The organism is Rhodococcus sp. PSBB066, from assembly GCF_017068255.1.
Lineage (GTDB): Bacteria > Actinomycetota > Actinomycetes > Mycobacteriales > Mycobacteriaceae > Rhodococcus > Rhodococcus aetherivorans.
In genome coordinates this window covers 2,579,014-2,598,136 of sequence record NZ_CP070859.1, presented here as the reverse complement: position 1 = coordinate 2,598,136, position 19,123 = coordinate 2,579,014, and the positions used below count along the sequence as shown (strand labels likewise).

Annotated in this window: 14 protein-coding genes; 6 read left to right on the top strand and 8 right to left on the bottom strand. The window is 70.6% G+C overall.

The features are described from left to right. Positions 1-3: 3 nt before the first annotated feature. The 4 genes from JYA75_RS11940 (at position 4) to atzF (ending at position 6,683) form a co-directional block, all read left to right on the top strand. A complete protein-coding gene (locus JYA75_RS11940) occupies positions 4-534 on the top strand; it encodes a carboxymuconolactone decarboxylase family protein (protein ID WP_043803327.1) in 531 nt (176 codons plus the stop codon). A gap of 70 nt (positions 535-604) precedes the next feature. Next, positions 605-1,300 carry a GntR family transcriptional regulator gene (locus JYA75_RS11935; RefSeq protein ID WP_029545262.1) on the top strand — a complete coding sequence of 232 codons (696 nt, stop codon included), beginning with the start codon at positions 605-607 and terminating at the stop codon, positions 1,298-1,300. A gap of 53 nt (positions 1,301-1,353) precedes the next feature. Next, positions 1,354-4,959, top strand: a complete 3,606-nt coding sequence (uca, locus tag JYA75_RS11930; RefSeq protein WP_203330071.1) for an urea carboxylase — start codon at positions 1,354-1,356, stop codon at positions 4,957-4,959. Then, positions 4,956-6,683 carry an allophanate hydrolase gene (gene atzF / locus JYA75_RS11925; RefSeq protein WP_203330070.1) on the top strand — a complete coding sequence of 576 codons (1,728 nt, stop codon included), beginning with the start codon at positions 4,956-4,958 and terminating at the stop codon, positions 6,681-6,683. Before uca ends, atzF begins: the two co-directional genes overlap by 4 nt. A gap of 53 nt (positions 6,684-6,736) precedes the next feature. On the opposite strand, the gene JYA75_RS11920 is transcribed toward atzF, so the two are convergent. Together JYA75_RS11920 and JYA75_RS11915 are read right to left on the bottom strand one after the other, a co-directional pair. After that, the gene (locus JYA75_RS11920; protein ID WP_050035652.1) at positions 6,737-7,630 is read right to left on the bottom strand and encodes a hypothetical protein; all 894 of its coding nucleotides are present in this window, start codon (positions 7,628-7,630) and stop codon (positions 6,737-6,739) included. Between the two features lie 159 nt (positions 7,631-7,789). Beyond that, positions 7,790-8,638, bottom strand: a complete 849-nt coding sequence (locus JYA75_RS11915; protein ID WP_050035653.1) for an SDR family oxidoreductase — start codon at positions 8,636-8,638, stop codon at positions 7,790-7,792. A 115-nt stretch (positions 8,639-8,753) separates the two neighbouring features. On the opposite strand from JYA75_RS11915, the gene JYA75_RS11910 reads away from it, so the two are divergent. Further along, positions 8,754-9,134: a helix-turn-helix domain-containing protein gene (locus JYA75_RS11910; RefSeq protein ID WP_006932945.1), complete on the top strand. Its 381-nt coding sequence runs from the start codon at positions 8,754-8,756 to the stop codon at positions 9,132-9,134. Between the two features lie 9 nt (positions 9,135-9,143). On the opposite strand, the gene JYA75_RS11905 is transcribed toward JYA75_RS11910, so the two are convergent. The 6 genes from JYA75_RS11905 to JYA75_RS11880 form a co-directional block, all read right to left on the bottom strand. Further along, a complete protein-coding gene (locus tag JYA75_RS11905; RefSeq protein ID WP_006932943.1) occupies positions 9,144-10,553 on the bottom strand; it encodes an acyl-CoA desaturase in 1,410 nt (469 codons plus the stop codon). 16 nt (positions 10,554-10,569) lie between these two features. Beyond that, the gene (locus JYA75_RS11900; RefSeq protein WP_050035655.1) at positions 10,570-11,667 is read right to left on the bottom strand and encodes a ferredoxin reductase; all 1,098 of its coding nucleotides are present in this window, start codon (positions 11,665-11,667) and stop codon (positions 10,570-10,572) included. 150 nt (positions 11,668-11,817) lie between these two features. Next, the gene (gene lpdA / locus JYA75_RS11895) at positions 11,818-13,221 is read right to left on the bottom strand and encodes a dihydrolipoyl dehydrogenase (protein ID WP_044475707.1); all 1,404 of its coding nucleotides are present in this window, start codon (positions 13,219-13,221) and stop codon (positions 11,818-11,820) included. A gap of 214 nt (positions 13,222-13,435) precedes the next feature. After that, positions 13,436-14,275, bottom strand: coding sequence for an SDR family oxidoreductase (locus tag JYA75_RS11890; RefSeq protein WP_006932938.1), 840 nt, complete (start codon positions 14,273-14,275; stop codon positions 13,436-13,438). A gap of 105 nt (positions 14,276-14,380) precedes the next feature. After that, positions 14,381-15,697 (bottom strand): wax ester/triacylglycerol synthase domain-containing protein, encoded by a 1,317-nt coding sequence (locus JYA75_RS11885; protein ID WP_065922276.1) that lies wholly within the window; start codon positions 15,695-15,697, stop codon positions 14,381-14,383. Between the two features lie 123 nt (positions 15,698-15,820). Then, entirely contained in the window at positions 15,821-16,981 is a 1,161-nt protein-coding gene (locus JYA75_RS11880; RefSeq protein WP_065922275.1) for an RNA-guided endonuclease TnpB family protein, read from the bottom strand. Between JYA75_RS11880 and JYA75_RS11875 the strand changes: the two genes are divergently transcribed. Beyond that, positions 16,918-19,113 (top strand): prolyl oligopeptidase family serine peptidase, encoded by a 2,196-nt coding sequence (locus JYA75_RS11875; protein WP_255326775.1) that lies wholly within the window; start codon positions 16,918-16,920, stop codon positions 19,111-19,113. The genes JYA75_RS11880 and JYA75_RS11875 overlap by 64 nt on opposite strands. The last annotated feature ends 10 nt before the right edge of the window (positions 19,114-19,123 follow it).

Sequence of the window (19,123 nt, the reverse complement as noted above, 5' to 3'; positions counted from 1 at the left end):
GGCATGTCACCTCGCATCCGGCCCGGACGGTTCAGGGAGCTCGGCCCTCTCAACTGGGCGGCCTGGCGCGTGCTCTCGACGGTGGCCGGCACGAAGGACGCGCAGCTGTTCAGCACCCTGGGCCGCACCGGTGGCCTGTTCCGCGGCTGGCTGTACTACTCCGGGAAGCTCATGCCGTTCGGGCGGTTGCCCCGGTTCGAATCCGAACTGGTCATCCTCCGCGTGGCGCACCTGCGCGAGTGCGGCTACGAGCTGGACCACCACACCCGGCTCGGCCGCCGCGCCGGGATCACGCCGGAGATCCTGCAGCGCATCCTCGACGGGCCCGGGGCCCCCGGCTGGAGCCCGCGGCACCGGGCGATGCTCGCGGCCGTCGACGAGCTGGTCACCACCAGGGACCTCGCCGACGGGACGTGGAAGGCGCTGGCCGCTCACCTCGACGACCGGCGGATGGTCGAATTCTGCCTGCTGGTAGCGCAATACGACGGACTTGCCACCACCATCGGCGTGCTGCGCATCGAGCGGGACTTCTGAGAGTTCTTCCTAACCGCCGCTTTACCGCGGGCAATCTCGGCGAAACACGACGTCCATAGCGTATACAGCTATGTCGACACGTACGGATACAGCCACGGCGCAACCGCTCCGGACGCGGGTGTACCGGGAACTGCGCACCGAGCTGATGAACGGCTCGATCCCGGTCGGTGAGCGGCTGACCGAGCCGAAACTGTCCGCGCGCTTCGGCATCTCCCGCACCCCGGTCCGGGAAGCCCTCGCGATGCTGTGCGCGGACGGCCTGCTGCGCCGCGAGGAGTACGGATTCTCGCCGGTGCCGCCGAGCATCCCCCGCATCCGCGACCTCTACGAGCTGCGGATCACCCTGGAACTGCAGGGCATTGCGCGGGCGATCGACAATCCCGATGTGCGGCACGACCGCGCCGCCCTCACCGCCGAACGCGAACGGTGGTTGCGCCTGTCCGCCGACCCGCCGCAGCAGGAACCGGGCTTCGTGGTGCTCGACGAGGAGTTCCACGTCGCACTGCTCGCCGCATCGGGCAACGCGGAACTGGCGGGCTCGCTCGAGTCGGTCAACTCCCGGATCCGGCACGTGCGGATGTACGACTTCATGGTCAACAGCCGGATCGAGACGTCGATCGCCGAGCACCTCGCCATCGTCGACGCCGTGCTCGGCGACGAGCTCGAGCGTGCCCACCGGTTGCTGCACCGGCACATCGGTGAATCCCTCGCGGTGGTGCTCGACCGGGTGACCCGCGCCGTCACCGCGATGTCGTTCGCGCGCTGACATCCGGTTCCGCCCCCATACCTTCCTCTTCCCCGTCACCGAAGGAGCCTGTCGTGACGTTCGCTTTCGACACCCTGCTCGTCGCCAACCGTGGCGAGATCGCCTGCCGGATCATGCGTTCGGCGCACACACTGGGGCTGAAGACCGTCGCCGTGTACTCGGATGCGGACGCGTCCGCCGCCCACGTCGAAATGGCGGACATGGCCGTGCGCCTCGGTCCCGCCCCGGCCGCGGAGTCGTACCTGCGGGCGGATCTGGTGATCGAGGCCGCCCTCGCGACCGGTGCCGGCGCGGTCCACCCCGGGTACGGGTTCCTCTCGGAGAACGCGGAATTCGCGGCCGCCTGCGAGGCGGCGGGCATCGCGTTCATCGGGCCCACGCCCGAGCAGCTGCGGGTCTTCGGCGACAAGCACACCGCTCGCGAGGCGGCGCGCGCCGTCGGCGTCCCGCTCGTCGAGGGCAGCGGCCTGCTCGCGTCCGTCGACGCCGCCGTCGCCGCGGCCGAAACCGTCGGATACCCCGTGATGCTCAAGGCCGTCGGCGGCGGGGGTGGCATCGGCATGCAGGCCTGTCACACCCCCGACGAGCTGCGGGACGCGTACGAGCGGGTGCAGCGCCTCGCGTCCGCGAACTTCTCCTCGTCGGGCGTGTTCCTCGAACGGTTCGTCGCCCACGCCCGCCACATCGAGGTGCAGGTGTTCGGCGACGGCTGCGGCCGCACGATCAGCCTCGGCACGCGCGACTGCTCGCTGCAGCGTCGCAACCAGAAGGTCGTCGAGGAGGCGCCCGCCCCGAACCTGCCCGACGCGGTCGTCGAGGAACTGCTCGCGGCGTCGCGCCGGCTCGCCTCGTCGGTGAGCTACCGCTCCGCCGGGACCGTCGAATTCGTCTACGACGTCGAACGCGGCGAGGCGTCGTTCCTCGAGATGAACACCCGCCTGCAGGTCGAGCACCCGGTCACCGAGGAGGTCACCGGTGTGGACCTGGTCGAGTGGATGCTGCGGCTGGGCCGGGGCGAGACCGAGATGCTCGACGCGCTGCCCGACGGCGGACCGCGGATCACCGGTCACGCCGTGGAGGCGCGCGTGTACGCGGAGGACCCGGGGCACGACTACCGGCCCAGCGCCGGACTGCTCACCGCCGTGGAGTTCCCGGCCCACACCCGCGTCGAGACGTGGGTGGACACCGGCACGGAGGTGAGCTCGTTCTACGATCCGATGCTCGCCAAGATCATCGTGCGCGGCGAGTCCCGGCGCACCGCGTTCGCGGCGCTCGCCGAGGCGCTCGACGACACCCACCTGTACGGCGTGCAGACGAACCTGCCGCAGCTGCGGCGCATCTGCACCGCCGAGCCGGTGCTCGAGGCCGCACACACCACCGCGACGCTGCGGGACGTGCGGGCGACGGGCCACCGCATCGACGTGCTGCGCGCGGGCACCATGACCACGGTGCAGGACTTCCCCGGCCGGATCGGCCTGTGGGAGGTCGGCATTCCGCCGTCGGGCCCGATGGACGACCTGTCGATGCGCGCGGCCAACGGCGCCGTCGGCAACCCGGAGGGGGCACCGGCGCTGGAATGCACGCTGCAGGGCCCGCGCCTGAAGTTCTCCGACCCGACGCTCGTGTGCGTCACCGGCGCCCCGGTCGTCGCCACCGTGGACGGGGTGCCCGTGCCGATGTGGGAGCCCGTGGAGGTGCCGGCCGGCGGCGTGCTCGACGTCGGCGCCCCGGCCGAGCAGGGCCTGCGCACCTACGTCGCGGTGCGGGGCGGGCTCGACGCCCCGCTCTACCACGGCAGCGCCGCGACGTTCACCCTCGGCGGCTTCGGCGGCGTCACCGGTAGAGCCGTGGCCACGGGTGATGTGCTCGGCGTGGCGGAGTCGCCCGCCCCTGCCGGCCCGGCACCCGTACCCGTGGACCGTCGCCCGGAGTTCACCCACACGTGGCATCTCGCCGTCACCGAGGGTCCGCAGCCCGCCCCGGCCTACTTCACCGAGGACGACCTGGCCCAGTTCTACGACACCACGTGGACGGTGCAGTCCCACGCGAACCGCACCGGCATCCGCCTGGACGGCCCCAAGCCCACCTGGTCGCGGACGGACGGCGGCGAGGCCGGGCTGCACCCGTCGAACCTGCACGACAACCCCTACTCGGTGGGCGCGCTCAACGTCTCCGGCGACACCCCGATCCTGCTCGGTCCGGACGGCCCGAGCCTGGGCGGGTTCGCGTGCCCGCTCACGGTCGTCTCCGGTCACCGCTGGAAGATGGGGCAGATCCGGCCCGGGGATTCGGTGCGGTTCGTTCCCGTGACCGACGAGGCGGCGGTCGAGCTGCGCGGCGCGGCGGCCCGCGCCCGCGACGTCCCGCCCGTGGCGCGGCCCGCCGCGCTCGACGGCGGCCGGCTGGCCGGTACCCCGGCGTTCCTGGACCGTCCCGAGGTGGTGTACCTGCGCGGCGGCGACGACAACATCCTCGTCGAGTACGGCGACATGGTGCTCGACCTGGGGTTGCGGATGCGGGTGCACGCCCTGTCCGAGGCGCTCGCGGCCGTGCGCCTGCCGGGGATCGTCGACGTCACGCCGGGGGTGCGGTCGCTGCACGTGCACTTCGACCCGGAGGTGCTGCCCCAGCACCGGCTGCTCGGGACCCTGCAGGACCTCGAGACGGAACTGCCGGCCACCCACGATCTGGTGGTGCCCAGCCGCACCGTCCGGCTGCCGCTCTCGTTCGACGACCCGTCGATCTCCGAGGCGATCTCCCGCTACCACAGCGGTGTGCGCGACTCGGCGCCGTGGCTGCCGTCGAACACCGAGTTCATCCGGCGCATCAACGGACTCGACTCGGTCGAGCAGGTCCGCGACACGGTGTTCGACGCCGAGTACCTCGTCCTCGGCCTCGGCGACGTGTATCTCGGTGCGCCCCTGGCCGTTCCGCTCGATCCCCGGCACCGGCTCGTGACGACGAAGTACAACCCGGCGCGCACGTGGACCCCGTCGGACGCCGTGGGCATCGGCGGGAAGTACCTGTGCGTCTACGGCATGGAGTCCCCCGGCGGCTACCAGCTGATCGGGCGGACGGTGCCGATCTGGTCGGGGTACCGGCAGGCCGGCCCGTTCGAGGACGGCAAGCCGTGGCTGTTCCGCTTCTTCGACCGGATCGTGTGGGAACCGGTGAGCCCGGAGCAGCTGCTCGAGTACCGCGCCGCGTCCCTGGCGGGCCGGTTCGACGCCGAGGTCTCCGAGGGCACGTTCGCCCTCGCCGACCACCTGCGGTTCCTGGCGGAGAATGCCGAGTCCATCGACGCGTTCCACGAGCGTCAGTCCGCGGCGTTCGAAACCGAGAAGCAGGCGTGGCACGCGGCCGGTGAGTTCGACCGCACCGAGCCGGCGCCGATCGAGGTGGTCGAGCCCGTCGACCCGCTCGCCGGGATGCCGGCGGGATCGGTCGTCGTCGAGGCCCCCATGGTCGGCAACGTGTGGCGGGTCGAGGTGGCAGAGGGCGAACGGGTCGCCGCCGACGACACCGCCGTCATCCTCGAGGCCATGAAGCTGGAAATGCCCGTGCCGGCAGCCGTCGAGGGGACCGTCCTGAAGGTCCTCGTCGGGCCGGGCGCGAAAGTCGCCCCCGGCACCCCCCTTCTCGTGATCGGAGCAGCATGAGCATCGTTGTGGAAAATGGACTTTCGGCTGCGCCGTCGTCGAGCAGGGCCCGGGCGGAGGCGGCGCTGCGCCGCCTCGGCGAGGTGGACCGGCCCGAGGTGTGGATCGCGCTGCGGCCGGCCGCGGATGTGCTCGCCGACGCCGACGCCGTGGACGCGCGCGTCGCGGCGGGCGAGGACCTGCCGCTCGCGGGCCTGCTTCTGGCGGTGAAGGACAACGTGGACGTCGCCGGACTACCCACCACGGCCGGCTGCCCCGAGTTCGCCTACACCCCCACGGACACCGCGTCGGGCGTCGCGCGCCTCGTCGCTGCCGGTGCGGTGATCCTGGGCAAGACCAACCTCGACCAGTTCGCCACCGGACTCGTCGGCACCCGCAGCCCGTACGGGGCGGTGCGCTGTTCCTGGGATCCCGAACGCGTATCGGGCGGATCGAGTTCGGGCTCGGCGACCGCGGTCGCGCTGGGCATCGCGGACATCGGGATCGGCACGGACACCGCGGGATCCGGCCGGGTCCCGGCCGCGCTGCAGGGACTGGTGGGCATCAAGGCCACGCTCGGCGTGATCCCGGCCCACGGCGTGGTGCCGGCGTGCGTGGACTACGACTGCCTCACCGTGTTCGCCACGTCGCTCGACCTGGCCGTGACGGCGGCGAAGGTGATGGCCGGGCCGGAACCGCGCGACCCGCGCTCCCGGAGGTGGCCGTCGGACGTGCCGTTCGCCGCGCCGTCCACGCCGCGTGTGGCGGTGCCGCGCGCGGAGGACCTCGTCGAGTTGTGCGACGAGTATCGAGAGGCGTTCGCGCGCACCGTCGCCGCAGGGCGTGCGGCGGGACTCGACGTGACCGAGGTCGACGTCTCGCCGCTGCTGGACGCGGCGACACTGCTCTACGACGGTGCCGTCGTCGCGCAGCGGTACGCGGCCGTCGGAGAGTTCCTGGCGACGAACCCCGCCGGGGCGGATCCGACGGTCGCGGCGATCGTCGCGGCCGCGGAGCGCCCCGCGGCGCACGAACTGGTGGCCGATCTCGACACCCTGACCCAGACCAAGGCGTTCGCGGCGGACCTCCTCGACGGATTCGCCGGGTTGCTGCTGCCCACCACCACCGAGCATCCCACGATCGCGGCGGTACAGTCCGACCCGATCGGGATCAACCGGCGGATGGGCACATTCACGAACTTCTGCAATCTGCTCGACATGGCCGCGGTCGCGGTACCGGGTGCACCGACCGCCGAGGGCCATCCCTTCGGGGTGATGGTCGTGGTGCCGGCCTTCGCCGACCAGGTCGCCGTGGATCTCGCGGCGCGGTTGACGGGTGTCGCCGCGCCGGGATTCGCCTCCGGCGGGGTCGAGCTGGCGGTGTTCGGGGCGCACCTGCGCGACCAGCCGTTGCACTTCCAGCTCGAGGAGATCGGTGCCCGGTTCGTCGAGGAGGTCCACACGTCCGACGCGTACCGCCTGACGGCGCTGAACACCACTCCCCCGAAGCCCGGTCTCGTCCGCCACGGCGCCGGCCGGGGCGCGCCGATCGCCGGCGAGGTGTTCCGGGTCTCGGAGGCCGGCCTGGGCCGGTTCCTGGCCGCGCTGCCCGCGCCGATGACGCTGACCAGCGTCGAACTCTCGGACGGGCGGTGGGTCGTCGGATTCGGTTGCACGCACGACGCCGCGGTGGACGCCGTCGACATCACCGAGTTCGGCGGCTGGGTGGCCTACCGGACTCGCTGAATTCCCGCGCTGAACCGGAATCCGCTCAGGCTGTGTCGTGGGCGGATTCCGGTTCAGCGCGTGGATCTTCGAGCGACGGCCCGGGCGAACCTCCGGGCGACGACCTCGAACCGATCCAGGTCGGCCCATGTCCACCGCACAACCTCGAAGCCGAGGTCACGCAGAGCGTCCTCGCGGTGCTTCTCGGCGACGAGGTCGCGGCGGTCCGCGTACTTCCCGGCACCGTCGAATTCGCCGACGACGCCCTGCGATTCCCAGAAGAAGTCGACGCGGTACCGGCGCCCGTCCCGAGCCACGACCTCGTGTTGCAGGGCAGGTACCGGCAGGCCGAATCGCGCCATGCGCAGGCGCGACACCGACTCCCCGACGCTCTCGCTCCGTCCGTCGAGCAGGTCCACGACGGCGGCGGCCCGGGACACCCCGGTGCGGTGACGGGCCGCGGCGAGAACTGCGGGCAACCGGTCGCGGGCGGACGCATCGGCACGCAGTCCGGAGTCCCCGGCGACGACCGCCTCCTCGAGTGGCAGCGACCGGCCGAGGTCGACGATGGTGCGCGCCACCGAGGTGACGCGGACACCGTCGAGCGTGACGACATCGCCGTCGCACCAGTCGGTTGCGTGGACGTGGAGGTACGTGACCCTGCGCCCACTCGCGGACGTCCGCGAGACGTGTACGCGGCGCAGATCCGCGTTCCACATGTCCAGGCCCAGCAGGACGGCGGCGGACACGTGGCTGAGCGCATCCCCCGGGCGGAGACCCGAGCCGACGTGCCGTGCCAGGACCCGGTGCCGGCCGGTGTCGTCGAGCGGGCCGTCGTCCGCCCGCCGCAGATACACGCCCCGTTTCAGCGCGACGAGGTCGCCTGTCCGCAGCGCGGCGCGGAGCCGGTCGTCGGTGACACCCTGCGCCAGCAGATCCCGTCTGGTCAGGGCTGTGGGATCGGTCATGGACCGAGCGTGGCGCATGTGCCGCGTCGAGCCGGCGCAGATCGGGACGCACCGGCACATCTGGGGATGAAGCGGCCGCCTGTGGACAACCTGGATCCGCTCGCGGAGCCGGAATCTGCCCATGCTGTGTCGTGGGCGGATTCCGGTTCGCCGCGTGGATTACCGGCTCAGCGCCGTGGCCACCGGCGTGCTCGGGCGTCCGATGAGTCGCTGCAGGTCGCCGCTGTCGGTGTCGAGGGCGCCGACGGCGATGCCCGCGTCGGAGTCCGCGAGGATAGCGGCCATCGGAGCGGGCACCCCGGCGCTCTCGAGGACCTTCGTGTACTCGTCCCGGGGCAGGTCCTTGTAGGCGACGGGCGCGCCGACGATCCCGGACAGGACGTCGGCGAGTTCCACGTAGGTGAGGCGCTCGTCGCCGCCGAGTTCGTAGATCCGGCCGGCCTGGTCGTCGGCGAGCAGCACGGCGGCGGCGGCCTCCGCGTAGTCCTTGCGGGCGGCACCGGCGACGCGGCCGGTGCCGGCGGCGCCGAACAGGGCGCCGGTCGCCTTCGCCGTGTCGACAGCGGCGGCATAGTTCTCCCAGTACCAGCCGTTGCGCAGCAGCACGACGTCCAGGCCGGAGGCGGCGAGCAGGTCCTCGGTGGTCTTGTGCTCGGCGGCCAGGGCCAGGGGGCTGCGCTGCGCGTCGAGGACGCTGGTGTAGGCCACGAGGCCGGCCCCTGCGGCCTTCGCGGCCTCGATGACGTTGGTGTGCTGCGCAATCCGCCGGCCGACCTCGCTTCCGGAGATCAGCAGGAGCTTGTCGACGCCGGCCAGAGCGGCGACGAGTGCGTCCCGGTCGCCATAGTCGGCGACGCGCACCTGCACGCCCCGGGCGGCGAGGTCGGCAGCCTTCGCGGCGTCGCGGACGATCGCGACGACGTCGGACGGCTCGGCACCGCGGTCGAGCAGAGCGGTGACGACGTGGTGGCCGAGGTGGCCGGTGGCACCGGTGACGGCGATGGTCATGAGATCTCCTCGAGAACGGAAGTCGGGAACACTGCCATCAAATCACTTACTAATCGTAAGTGCAACCCATCAAGTAAGTACGCCACGAAGTGTTCGCACATGTACGCTGAGGGGCGTGACGACGGATCCCGCACTCGAAGCGAACGTGTTCGCCCGCGCGTGCACGTCCCGGCAGGTCCTGCAGAACGCGACCGGCCGCTGGGGCGTGCTCGCCCTGGCCGCCCTGGGCGAGGGCCCGCACCGGTTCGGTGAACTGCGCCGCCACGTCGACGGGGTGAGCGAGCGCATGCTGTCCCAGACGCTGCAGCAGCTCGAGCGCGACGGCCTCGTCCACCGGCGGGTGGAAACGACCATTCCGCCCAAGGTCGAGTACAGCCTCACGCCGCTCGGCGCGCAGGTCGCCGAGCACCTGCGCGCCCTCATCGGGCTACTCGAGTCGAGCATGCCGGAAGTGCTTGCGGCACAAGCGGAGTACGACCGAACCCATCGGCCGTAGCAACGATCGTCAGCGCGGCGGCGGTTCGACCTCCACACCACCGTGCTCGTGCTCCGGGCCTGCTGCGGGATGGTCCGCGGGCAGTCGGCTGCGGAACCGGGCGGCCTCGCTCGTCGCCGGCTTCCGTGACGACGGATCGTCCGCGCTGCGATACGGACCGGGCTTCGGCCGCGGCTTGCCGCCGGGGAACGCGAGGCGCAGGATCGTCCGGTGCACGGTGCCCCACTGCCTGGACAGGGGCCCGGTGTTGTACGGCAGTCCGTACCGCTCGCAGATGTCCTTCACCTCGGGCGCCACCTCGGAGTACCGGGTGCTCGGCATGTCGGGGTAGAGGTGGTGTTCGACCTGGTAGCCGAGGTTCCCGCTGATCACGTGGAACAGCGGACTGCCCTCGATGTTGGCCGCACCGACCAGCTGGCGGACGTACCATCCGCCGCGGCTCTCGTTCTCGACCTCCTTCCGGCTGAAGGTGTACGTCTGGTCCGGGAAGTGGCCGCAGAAGATGATCGCGTGCGACCACACGTTGCGGATGATGTTGGCGGTGAAGTCCGCCGCCAGGGTGGCGAGGAACGTCTTCTCCACGCCCGGCAGGACCTTGTCGAGCACGTCGGCGACGAGGTCGGCCCGGCGGCCGGCCGCGCGGCCACCCCCGAGGCGGCCGAGTCCGCGCAGGCGGCGCCCGATCCGGGAGGTGGCCGGCTGCGGAATCCGTCCGCCCGACAGCAGCTGCACGGCGGCGAACGCGCCGGCGGAGACCAGAGGCCAGCCCACGTAGTCCTTGACGAATTGCCGCCGCGCCTTGCCTGCGATGCCCTTCAGTTCGCCGAGCACCTGCGCCGGGGTCTTCTCCCCCGCCCACAGCGCATCGAGATCGAGGTCGTGCAGCGCTACGCCCCACTCGAAGAACGCCATGAGCAGCACGTTGTAGAACGGCTGCGCAAGGTAGACCGGATGCCACTTCTGGTGCGGGTCGATCCGCATGATCTCGTACCCGAGATCCTTGTCCTTGCCGCGGATGTTGGTGAAGGTGTGGTGAATGTAGTTGTGCGAGTGTTTCCAGCCCGCCGCGGTCGACGCGGTGTCCCAGTCCCACACCGACGAGTGGATGTCCGGATCGTTCATCCAGTCCCACTGCCCGTGCATGACGTTGTGGCCGATCTCCATGTTCTCGAGGATCTTGGCCATGCCGAGGCATGCGGTGCCCGCGACCCACGCCGACTTGGACGCCGAGCCGAGCAGCAGGGCACGGCCGGCGACGGCGAGCTGTCGCTGCGTCGCGATCACCGTCTTGATGTAGCGGCGGTCGCGCTCCCCCAGGTCGGCGTAGACCCGGTCGTGGATGGCGTCGAACTCCTTCGCCAATGCCTCGAGCGTTTCCTGGCTCAGATGCGCGAGCGGACTTTCGATCTCCGTCGTCATCTCGCGTTCCTTTCGTTCACAGCTCGATTTCGATGTCGCCTTCGGCGGTGTGGATGCATGTGCGGACCGCGGCGCCGACGGGTTCGGCGACCTCGTCCGTGCGCAGGTCCCGCACCCTGCCCGACCGCAGGGTGCCCACGCAGGTATGGCAGATTCCGATCCGGCATCCGTACGGAAGCTGCAGGCCGGCCTTCTCGCCCGCCACCAGGATCGGCGTGCCGCCGTCGCATTCGACGTCGGCCTCGCTGTCGAGGAAGTGAACCGTGCCGCCCTCACCCGACCCCGCATTCCCGCCGATGATCGGCTGGAAACGCTCCATGTGGAGTTTTTTCGGATCCCCGTGGTCGTTCCAGTGCTCGACGAACGCATCGAGCATCTCGCCGGGTCCGGAGCAGAACGCCTCCCGCTCCCGCCAGTCGGGGCACAGCTCGTCCAGATCGGCCGGCGTCATGCGGCCCTGCTCCGCGGTGAGCCGCAGCACCAGGCGGAACCCGGGACGACGCGCATCGAGGTCACGCAGCACGGACGCGAAGATGACCTCGTCGGCGGTACGGGCCGAGTGCACCAGGACGACGTCGTCGAGGGCGTCGCGGTGGTCCAGGCTGCGCAGCATGCTCATGATCGGCGTGATACCGCTACCGGCACTGACGAACAGCATCTTCCCCGGCAGCGGGTCGGGCAGGGTGAACACACCCTCGACCTCGCCGAGCCGCACCACGTCGCCGGGCCGGATCCGGCGCACCAGGTGCGGCGAGACCACGCCGGTCTCGACGACCTTCGGGGTGACGCTGATCAGCCCGTCCTCGGGCTCGGGATCGGAGGTCAGCGAATAGGCGCGCCAGTGGTAGACGCCGTCGATGATCACCCCCAACCGCACGTACTGGCCGGGACGGTGCCCCCGCCACTCGTACGCGGGACGGATCAGCACGGACGCCGCCCGGGAACCTTCGGGCACCACCCGCTCGACCCGGCCCCGCAGCTCCCTGGTGGTCCACAGGGGATTGATCATCTCGAGGTAGTCGTCGGGACGAAGGGGGGTGAACAGGTGGCGCACGGCACGCAACATCATCCTGCGAATCGGATGTACCTCGGGTCGCGCGCCGCGTTCCGCCATGGGGGGAAGGTACCCCGCGTCACGGGTATCGAATCAGGTTTCGTCTCCGAAGACGACGACAGCCCGCGGCGACGTTTCGGTCGCCACGGGCTGAGGCCGGTACATCCGAACGGGGATCTGCCCGTGCGGAGGATCTTCGACGCGCTGGGATCAGAAGTTGATCATGTGCCCTGCGAGGCCGTGGATGGCCTCCTGCAGCGCCTCGCTCAGCGTCGGGTGGGTGTGGACGTTGCGGGCCAGTTCGTTGACCGTCAGGTCCCACTTCTGCGCGAGGGTCAGCTCGGGCAGAAGTTCGGAGACGTCGGGGCCGATCAGGTGGCCGCCGAGCAGTTCCCCGTGCTTGTTGTCGGAGATCAGCTTGACGAAGCCGTTGGGGTCGCCGAGGCCGTGGGCCTTGCCGTTCGCGGTGAAGGGGAAGGTCGCGACCTTGACGTCGTAACCCTCGTCGCGCGCCTGCTCCTCGGTCAGGCCGAAGCTGGCGACCTGCGGCTGGCAGAACGTCGCGCGCGGCATCATCCGGTAGTCGTCGAAGGTGAGGGTCTCGGCGCCGCCGATGGTCTCGGCCGCGACCACGCCCATCGCCTCGGCGACGTGCGCCAGCATGAGCTTGGCGGTGACGTCACCGATGGCGTAGATGTGCGGCACGTTCGTGCGCATCACGTCGTCGATGGCGATGGCGCCGCGGTCGGTGAGGGCGACACCGGTGTTCTCGAGGCCGAAGCCCTCCACGCGCGGGGCGAACCCGACCGACTGCATGACCTTGTCGACGACGACGGACTCGACGTTGCCGGACTTGTTGTCCTTGATCGCGACGGTCACCTTGTTGCCGTCGTCGTCGATGGACTGCACCGCGGCACCGGTCATGATCTTCACGCCGAGCTTCTTGTACGCCTTCGCGATCTCCTTGGAGATGTCGGCGTCCTCGTTGGGCAGCGCACGGTCGAGGAACTCGACGATGGTGACGTCCACGCCGTAGTTGGCCAGCACGTAGCCGAACTCCATACCGATGGCGCCGGCACCGACGATCAGGATCGAGCCCGGCAGCTCACGGGTGAGGATCTGCTCCTCGTAGGTGACCACGTTCTTGCTCAGCTCGGTGCCGGGCAGCAGCTTGGTGACCGAACCGGTCGCGATGATCGCGTTGTCGAAGGTCACCGTCTCGGTCCCGCCCTTGTTGAGCTCGACGGAGATGGTGTTGGCATCGACGAAGGAACCCGCACCGTCGTATTCGGTGATCTTGTTCTTCTTCATCAGGAAGTGCACGCCCTTGACGCGGCCGTCCGCGACCTTGCGGCTGCGGTCCACGGCGGCGCCGAAGTCGAAGGACACGTCCCCGGACATGCCGAACGTCTTGGCCTCTTTCGTGAAGAGATGCGCCAGTTCGGCATTGCGGAGAAGCGCCTTGGAGGGAATGCAGCCCACGTTCAGGCAGACACCACCCCAGTACTTCTTCTCGATGATGGCGGTACTCAGTCCCAGCTGTGCCGCGCGGATAGCAGCGACGTACCCACCGGGACCGGCTCCGAGGACAACGACGTCATAGTGTGAGGTCACGAACAAACAGGGTAGACCTGCCGCTCCGGCGTGTCTGCGGATGGTCCGGTTACTTGCCGGTAGCCCCGACATGAGGCACGAATCGGGCAGGCGCACGGCGTCGAGCGGGTGATCACCGAGGCCGAGGGGACGCTGCCGCGGGCGGGGGGGACGCTGCCGCGACGAACATCGAGAGCCACCCGCGACAACCGCCCCCTCGGGCGCAAGCACTTCCTCAGCGGCGGAAGCTCCGCATCCGCTGCACGTACCGCAGCACCTTCCGCACCGGCACCGGTCGCGGCCAGTCGACGGCACGGAACCACGCCTCGCTGCCGCCGTCGACCACCACGACGGAGCCCACGAGGAAGTCCGCGGCCGGCGAGAGCATGAACTCCACCCACTCGGCGATCCGGTCGGGATCACCGAACCCGCCGATCGGAACCGGAAAACTCCTGACCCGCTTACCTTCCGGGCTCGCGAGCTGAGTCTCGAGCAATGGCGTCGCCACCGCGCCCGGCGCGAGGACGTTCAGCCGGATCCCCGACCCCGCCCAGTCCGGGGTCACCGCATTCCGGCGTGCCCAGTGGGTGACGGCGATCTTCGACGCGGCGTAGGTGAACGGGGCGGCCGCCGGCCGGATCCGGCCCGCCCGCCGCACGCCCTTCTCCAGGTCGCCCGCGAGAAACGCCCGCACCGCCGACATCGGGACGGCCGGGGTGGTGGTCGTCGAATTCGACCCGAACACGACGACCTTGCTGTTGCCGGTCGCGGCGAGCGCCGGCCGCCACCCCTCGAGCAGCTCGATCACGCCCCGGACGTTGACCTGGGCGATGGCCTGTTCCTTGCCGGGCACCGGACCGAGGCCCGCGGCGAGGACCGCACCGTCGAGCCGGTTCCCGGCCCGCTCGAGGGTCTGCCGCACCGCGTCGGAACGTCCCGCCGGGGTCGAGAGGTCGGCGACGACGTCGCCCTCCTTCAGGTCGATCCCGATCACCGTGTGACCGGCTGCCCGCAGCCGATCCGCGGCGGCCCGGCCCATCCCCGACGCCGCACCGGTCACCGCATACACACCCATCGTCACTCCCTCGTCGATCCGGTTCCGACCGGCACGCTACAGTCGCAACCGTCCCGAACCAAGCAGTTGCTCGACAGCGCCCGGGGCGGTTCGGGCACACCTTCCCTACGCGCGCGCCACCTGCGCGACGGCGGCACGCAGCACGGTCTCGTACCGGTCCAGTTCCCCGGGCTCGAGCACCTGCGGACTGGTCGTGACCGACAGCGTGACCACGTCGCCGATCCCGTGCACGCCGTGGGTCAGTCCCATGACGGGCGACAGGCCCGGGAACCCGGCGGTGAAGCGCACGACGGCGCCACCGAGCACCAGATCGCCCGCGCCGCGGTACACGCTCGACACGACCGTAGTGCCGGTGACGGTCCGCGGCACCGCGCCGAAGTCGGCGCGGGCGAGCCCGAACCGCAGCAGCGGGGCCGGGACGTGCGCGAGCGGACGATCCCGCAGATCCATGGCCGGATGCGTGATCCGTCGCCGCCGCTGCGCCAGGTCGTCCGCGATGGCCGCGGCGCGTTCACGGAGATCGCGCACGTGCGCGAACAGCCGGACGCCGGTGCTGCGGTAGGCATTGCGCGACAACCTGTTTCCGGCGAGGGAGACGGGCACCTCCGCGCCGAGCCGGTCGGCCGGGAAGTCGCCGAGGAACTCGGCGAGCGCGGACCCGATCGCGGTCAGCGCACCGACGGTCACGGTCCCCACCGTGCGCAGGTCCGTCGCCGGGCACACGATCGTCCGCACGGCACGCCGCGGGCCGGGATCGGTGTTCACGGCGCTCGGCGGGCAGCCCGGGGCCGGCGGCGGGACGGCCGGATCGGCCAGTTCCCGTTCGGCGCGACCCGCGCGTGCCCCCGTCACCAGCAGCGAGCCCAGCTGGAGCGGCACCCGGGCCGCGGCCCGCAGCAGCATTACCGGCACCGCCGGCGCCTCCGGCCCGGCCGGGGCCCCGTCGCCGGCGGGGGCGGTGCCGGACAGCAACGCCCGGGCCAGGGCGGACGCGCGGGCCCCGTCCGCGAAGGCGTGCGAAACCTGCAGCACGACAACGGTTGCGGCCGCGGCGCAACGCGGTGCCCCCGTCACGCCGGGCAACAGGTGCAGCCGCCACGGCGAGGCCCGGATGTCGAGCCGGTCGGTGAGCAGCTCACCGAGGGCCTCCTGCACGCCCGGCCAGGACGGATCCGGCAGCCGGTGCACGACGAACCGGTCGGCGCCGACGGGCCCGGTCGCCCAGTACGGATAGTCCAGATCGCCCGGCACCGCCACGGCGTGCAGCCGCAGCTCGACGACGGCCGACGCCCGTCGCCGCAGCTCCGCCACCAGGTGGCCGGGGTCGCCGGCCGGCTCCTCGAAGCAGAACAGCAGGAACTGGTCGCTGCGGACGCGGTCGTCGAGCCAGTCCCGCTGGGCGTCGGAGGGGTGGAGCTGCATGCCGCCAGTGTGGCGGGTGCGGCGTTTGCGTCGCGCGCCGCGGTCCCCACCGGGTCGCCCGGGGCCGGATGAGTAACAATTGCGCTCAACGCCTCTCCTGCCTGAAGGCAGGAGATTCCCAGCTCAGACCGCAACCGCAGCACCGACCCGAAGGAGGTGATCCGATTGACTGACGTCGTCGACACCGGTGTGGCCACGCTCCGCCACAGCCAGAACCACTCTGGCAGCGTTCCGGTCCCGGCATGCGATATAGCCGCAGCCCTGGCACCGGAAGATCCGTTCCGCGAGTTCGAGACGCTGCTTGGTTCTCGCGAAACACCTCGAACACGTCATGGTCGTGTACGCGGGCCGCACCATCACCACCTTCCGGTCGGCCCGGCTGCCCCGCTCGATCAACTCCCGTTTCGCCGACCCGATCGCCGCGTCCGCGGCCTGACGAGCCATCGTCGACCTCGCCATAAACCGCGGCCGGAAATCCTCCACCGCAATCAACTCCTGGTTGTCGACCACACGTTTCGCCCACACCCGCGCCTCGTGCCGGTTCCGGCACGCGGCCTTCGTCACGATCTTCGCCGCGTGTGTGCGGGCGCGCCGGTAGCCCTTCGACGGCGGGTGGCCCTTCCCGCGGCGGCGCGCCGTCTTCCGTTGGGCTTTCGCCGGCTCCGCCGCGCAGCGTTTCCGATGCCCACCGTAGGACAGGTCGAATCTCTCGTCGGTGGTCGTCGCGGTCCGGGCCCCACCCCAATCCACACCGATCCCGGAACCGCTCGGGGCTCCCGGTGCCGGTTCCACCTCGCGGGTCACCACGAACGAGGCGTACCAGTGCCCCGGCGAATCGCGGGTGATGCGCACACTCGACGGCTCCGACGGCAACTCCCGCGACCACACCACCGGGATGCTGACACCCTTGGCGAGCACCAACCGCCCGTCCCGGATCCGGAAGCCGCGCCGGGTGTACTCGAGCGACGGCGACGTCGTCTTCCACGACTTGCCTCTGGGGCGGCCACGCCCTTTCACCGTGAAGGATGCCTCCAACGCTTGTGCATAGGTTCGCAGCGTCTGCTGCTGCGCCACCTGGGAACCGTCCCGCAACCACGACGAGCGTTTCCGCGCTTCGGTCAACTGCGTGGCCAGCTTCCCGAACGTCGGCCTGCCACCGGCCTTGTGTTGGTGCACCGCCTCGTTCCACAAGAATCGGCAACGATGCCACTCCTGCATCAGTGCATGTTCGGCGATACTGCCCGGCCGCAACCGGTAGTTGTAGCGCACCACCTCGACCCCCATACCGGGCACGCCAACCGGACCCACCGACAGGTTTCCCCGACACCCTCACACCCCTCGAGAGGAGGACGGCGCCTTCTCTCCCCCGTGCACGAGGGAGTATCCGCGCCGAACACCAGATGACCGACGACACGAACGACCCGTACCTCTGGCTCGAGGACGTCACCGGCGACCAGCAACTCGGGTGGGTGCGCGCGCACAACGACCGCACCGTCGACGAGTACACCCGCACCGAGGCGTTCGAGACGCTGCAGTCCCGGATCCGGGAGGTCCTCGACACCGACGCGCGCATTCCGTACGCGCGGCGTCGCGGCGAGTACCTGTACAACTACTGGCGCGACGCTCGGCACGTGCGCGGTCTGTGGCGGCGCACCACCATGGAGCAGTACCTGCGCGACGCCCCGGACTGGGACGTGCTGGTCGACCTCGATGCGGTCGCCGAGGCGGAGGGCGAGAACTGGGTGTGGTCGGGCGCGCAGGTGCTGCGGCCCGACCAGTCCCGGGCCCTGATCGGCCTGTCGCGCGGCGGCGCCGACGCCACCGTGATCCGCGAGTTCGATGTGGAATCACGGAAGTTCGTCGACGGGCCGGACAGTTTCACGGTGCCGGAGGCGAAGACCGACATCGGCTGGATCGATGCGGACACCGTGTACGTCGGCACCGATTTCGGCGACGGCTCGCTCACCGACTCCGGATATCCGCGCCTGGCCAAGCGCTGGCGCCGCGGTACCCCGCTGTCCGCGGCCGAGACGGTGTACGAGGGCGACAAGTCCGACGTCGCCGTCTCCGCCTGGTACGACCGCACCCCCGGCTTCGAGCGCAGTTTCGTCGAGCGCGCGATCGACTTCTACACGTCGCACCGTTTCGAGTTGCGGCCCGACGGGGAGCTCGTCCGGATCGAGGCCCCCGACGACGCGAAGGTCTCCGTGTACCGCGACCACCTGCTGATCAGGACCCGGTCGCCGTGGCTCGGACATCCGGCGGGCACCCTGCTGGCCGCGAACTACCCCGAGTTCCTGGCCGGGTCGCGCGAGATGACGGTGCTGTTCGCCCCGGACGCGCACACCTCGCTGGAACAGTACGCCTGGACGCGGAACCACCTGCTGGTGGTCGCGCTGCGCGACGTGCAGACCGAGGTGCGGATGCTCACCCCGGGAGCGGACGGGTGGACCGATCGGCCCCTCGAGGACGTGCCGGCCGCGACCTCCACCTCCGTGATCGACGTCGACCCGCTCGAGAGCGACGAATTCTTCCTCAACTCCAGCGGTTTCACCGTGCCCGCGACGCTGCTGTCCGGCACGGTCGGCAGCCCGCTGGAGCCGATCAAGCAGGCCCCGGCGTTCTTCGACGCCGAGAACGTGACCGTCACACAGTATTTCGCCACCTCGGACGACGGAACCCAGGTTCCGTACTTCGTGGTGGGCCGCAACACCTCGTCCCCGGCGCCGACCCTGCTGTACGGCTACGGCGGATTCGAGAACTCGATGGTGCCGGCGTACAGCGGCGGCGTGGGCCTGGCGTGGCTCGAACGCGGGTACACCTACGTGATCGCCAACATCCGCGGCGGCGGAGAGTACGGGCCGCAGTGGCACACCCAGGCGCTGAAGGAGAACCGGCCCCGGGTGTTCGAGGACTTCGCCGCGGTGGCGCGGGATCTGGTCGCGCGCGGCATCACCACCGCCGACCGGCTCGGCATCCAGGGTGGCAGCAACGGCGGTCTGCTCATGGGCGTGATGCTCACCCGCTACCCCGAACTGTTCGGGACGATCGTGTGCCAGGTGCCGCTGCTGGACATGAAGCGGTATCACCTGCTGCTCGCCGGGGCGTCGTGGATGGCCGAGTACGGCGACCCCGACGACCCCGACGAATGGGCCTTCCTGCGCGAGTACTCGCCGTACCAGAACACCGACCCGGACGCGGCGTACCCGCCGATCCTGATCACCACCTCGACCCGGGACGACCGGGTGCATCCCGGTCACGCCCGGAAGATGGTGGCCCGGCTCGAGGAACAGGGGCACGAGGTCTGGTACTACGAGAACATCGAGGGCGGGCACGGCGGTGCCGCGGACAACGCCCAGGCCGCGTTCAAGGCGGCACTGACGTTCACGTTCCTCGAGCGCATGCTGTCCCGGTAGGAGGCCGCGC

Bases quoted from the DNA above. Each gene is read 5' to 3' on its own strand.
- JYA75_RS11940 (WP_043803327.1), top strand. From the start codon at position 4: ATGTCACCTCGCATCCGGCCCGGACGGTTCAGGGAGCTCGGCCCTCTC.
- JYA75_RS11935 (WP_029545262.1), top strand. From the start codon at position 605: ATGTCGACACGTACGGATACAGCCACGGCGCAACCGCTCCGGACGCGG.
- atzF (WP_203330070.1), top strand. From the start codon at position 4,956: ATGAGCATCGTTGTGGAAAATGGACTTTCGGCTGCGCCGTCGTCGAGC.
- JYA75_RS11920 (WP_050035652.1), bottom strand. From the start codon at position 7,630: ATGACCGATCCCACAGCCCTGACCAGACGGGATCTGCTGGCGCAGGGT.
- JYA75_RS11915 (WP_050035653.1), bottom strand. From the start codon at position 8,638: ATGACCATCGCCGTCACCGGTGCCACCGGCCACCTCGGCCACCACGTC.
- JYA75_RS11905 (WP_006932943.1), bottom strand. From the start codon at position 10,553: ATGACGACGGAGATCGAAAGTCCGCTCGCGCATCTGAGCCAGGAAACG.
- JYA75_RS11900 (WP_050035655.1), bottom strand. From the start codon at position 11,667: ATGGCGGAACGCGGCGCGCGACCCGAGGTACATCCGATTCGCAGGATG.
- JYA75_RS11890 (WP_006932938.1), bottom strand. From the start codon at position 14,275: ATGGGTGTGTATGCGGTGACCGGTGCGGCGTCGGGGATGGGCCGGGCC.
- JYA75_RS11885 (WP_065922276.1), bottom strand. From the start codon at position 15,697: ATGCAGCTCCACCCCTCCGACGCCCAGCGGGACTGGCTCGACGACCGC.
- JYA75_RS11880 (WP_065922275.1), bottom strand. From the start codon at position 16,981: ATGGGGGTCGAGGTGGTGCGCTACAACTACCGGTTGCGGCCGGGCAGT.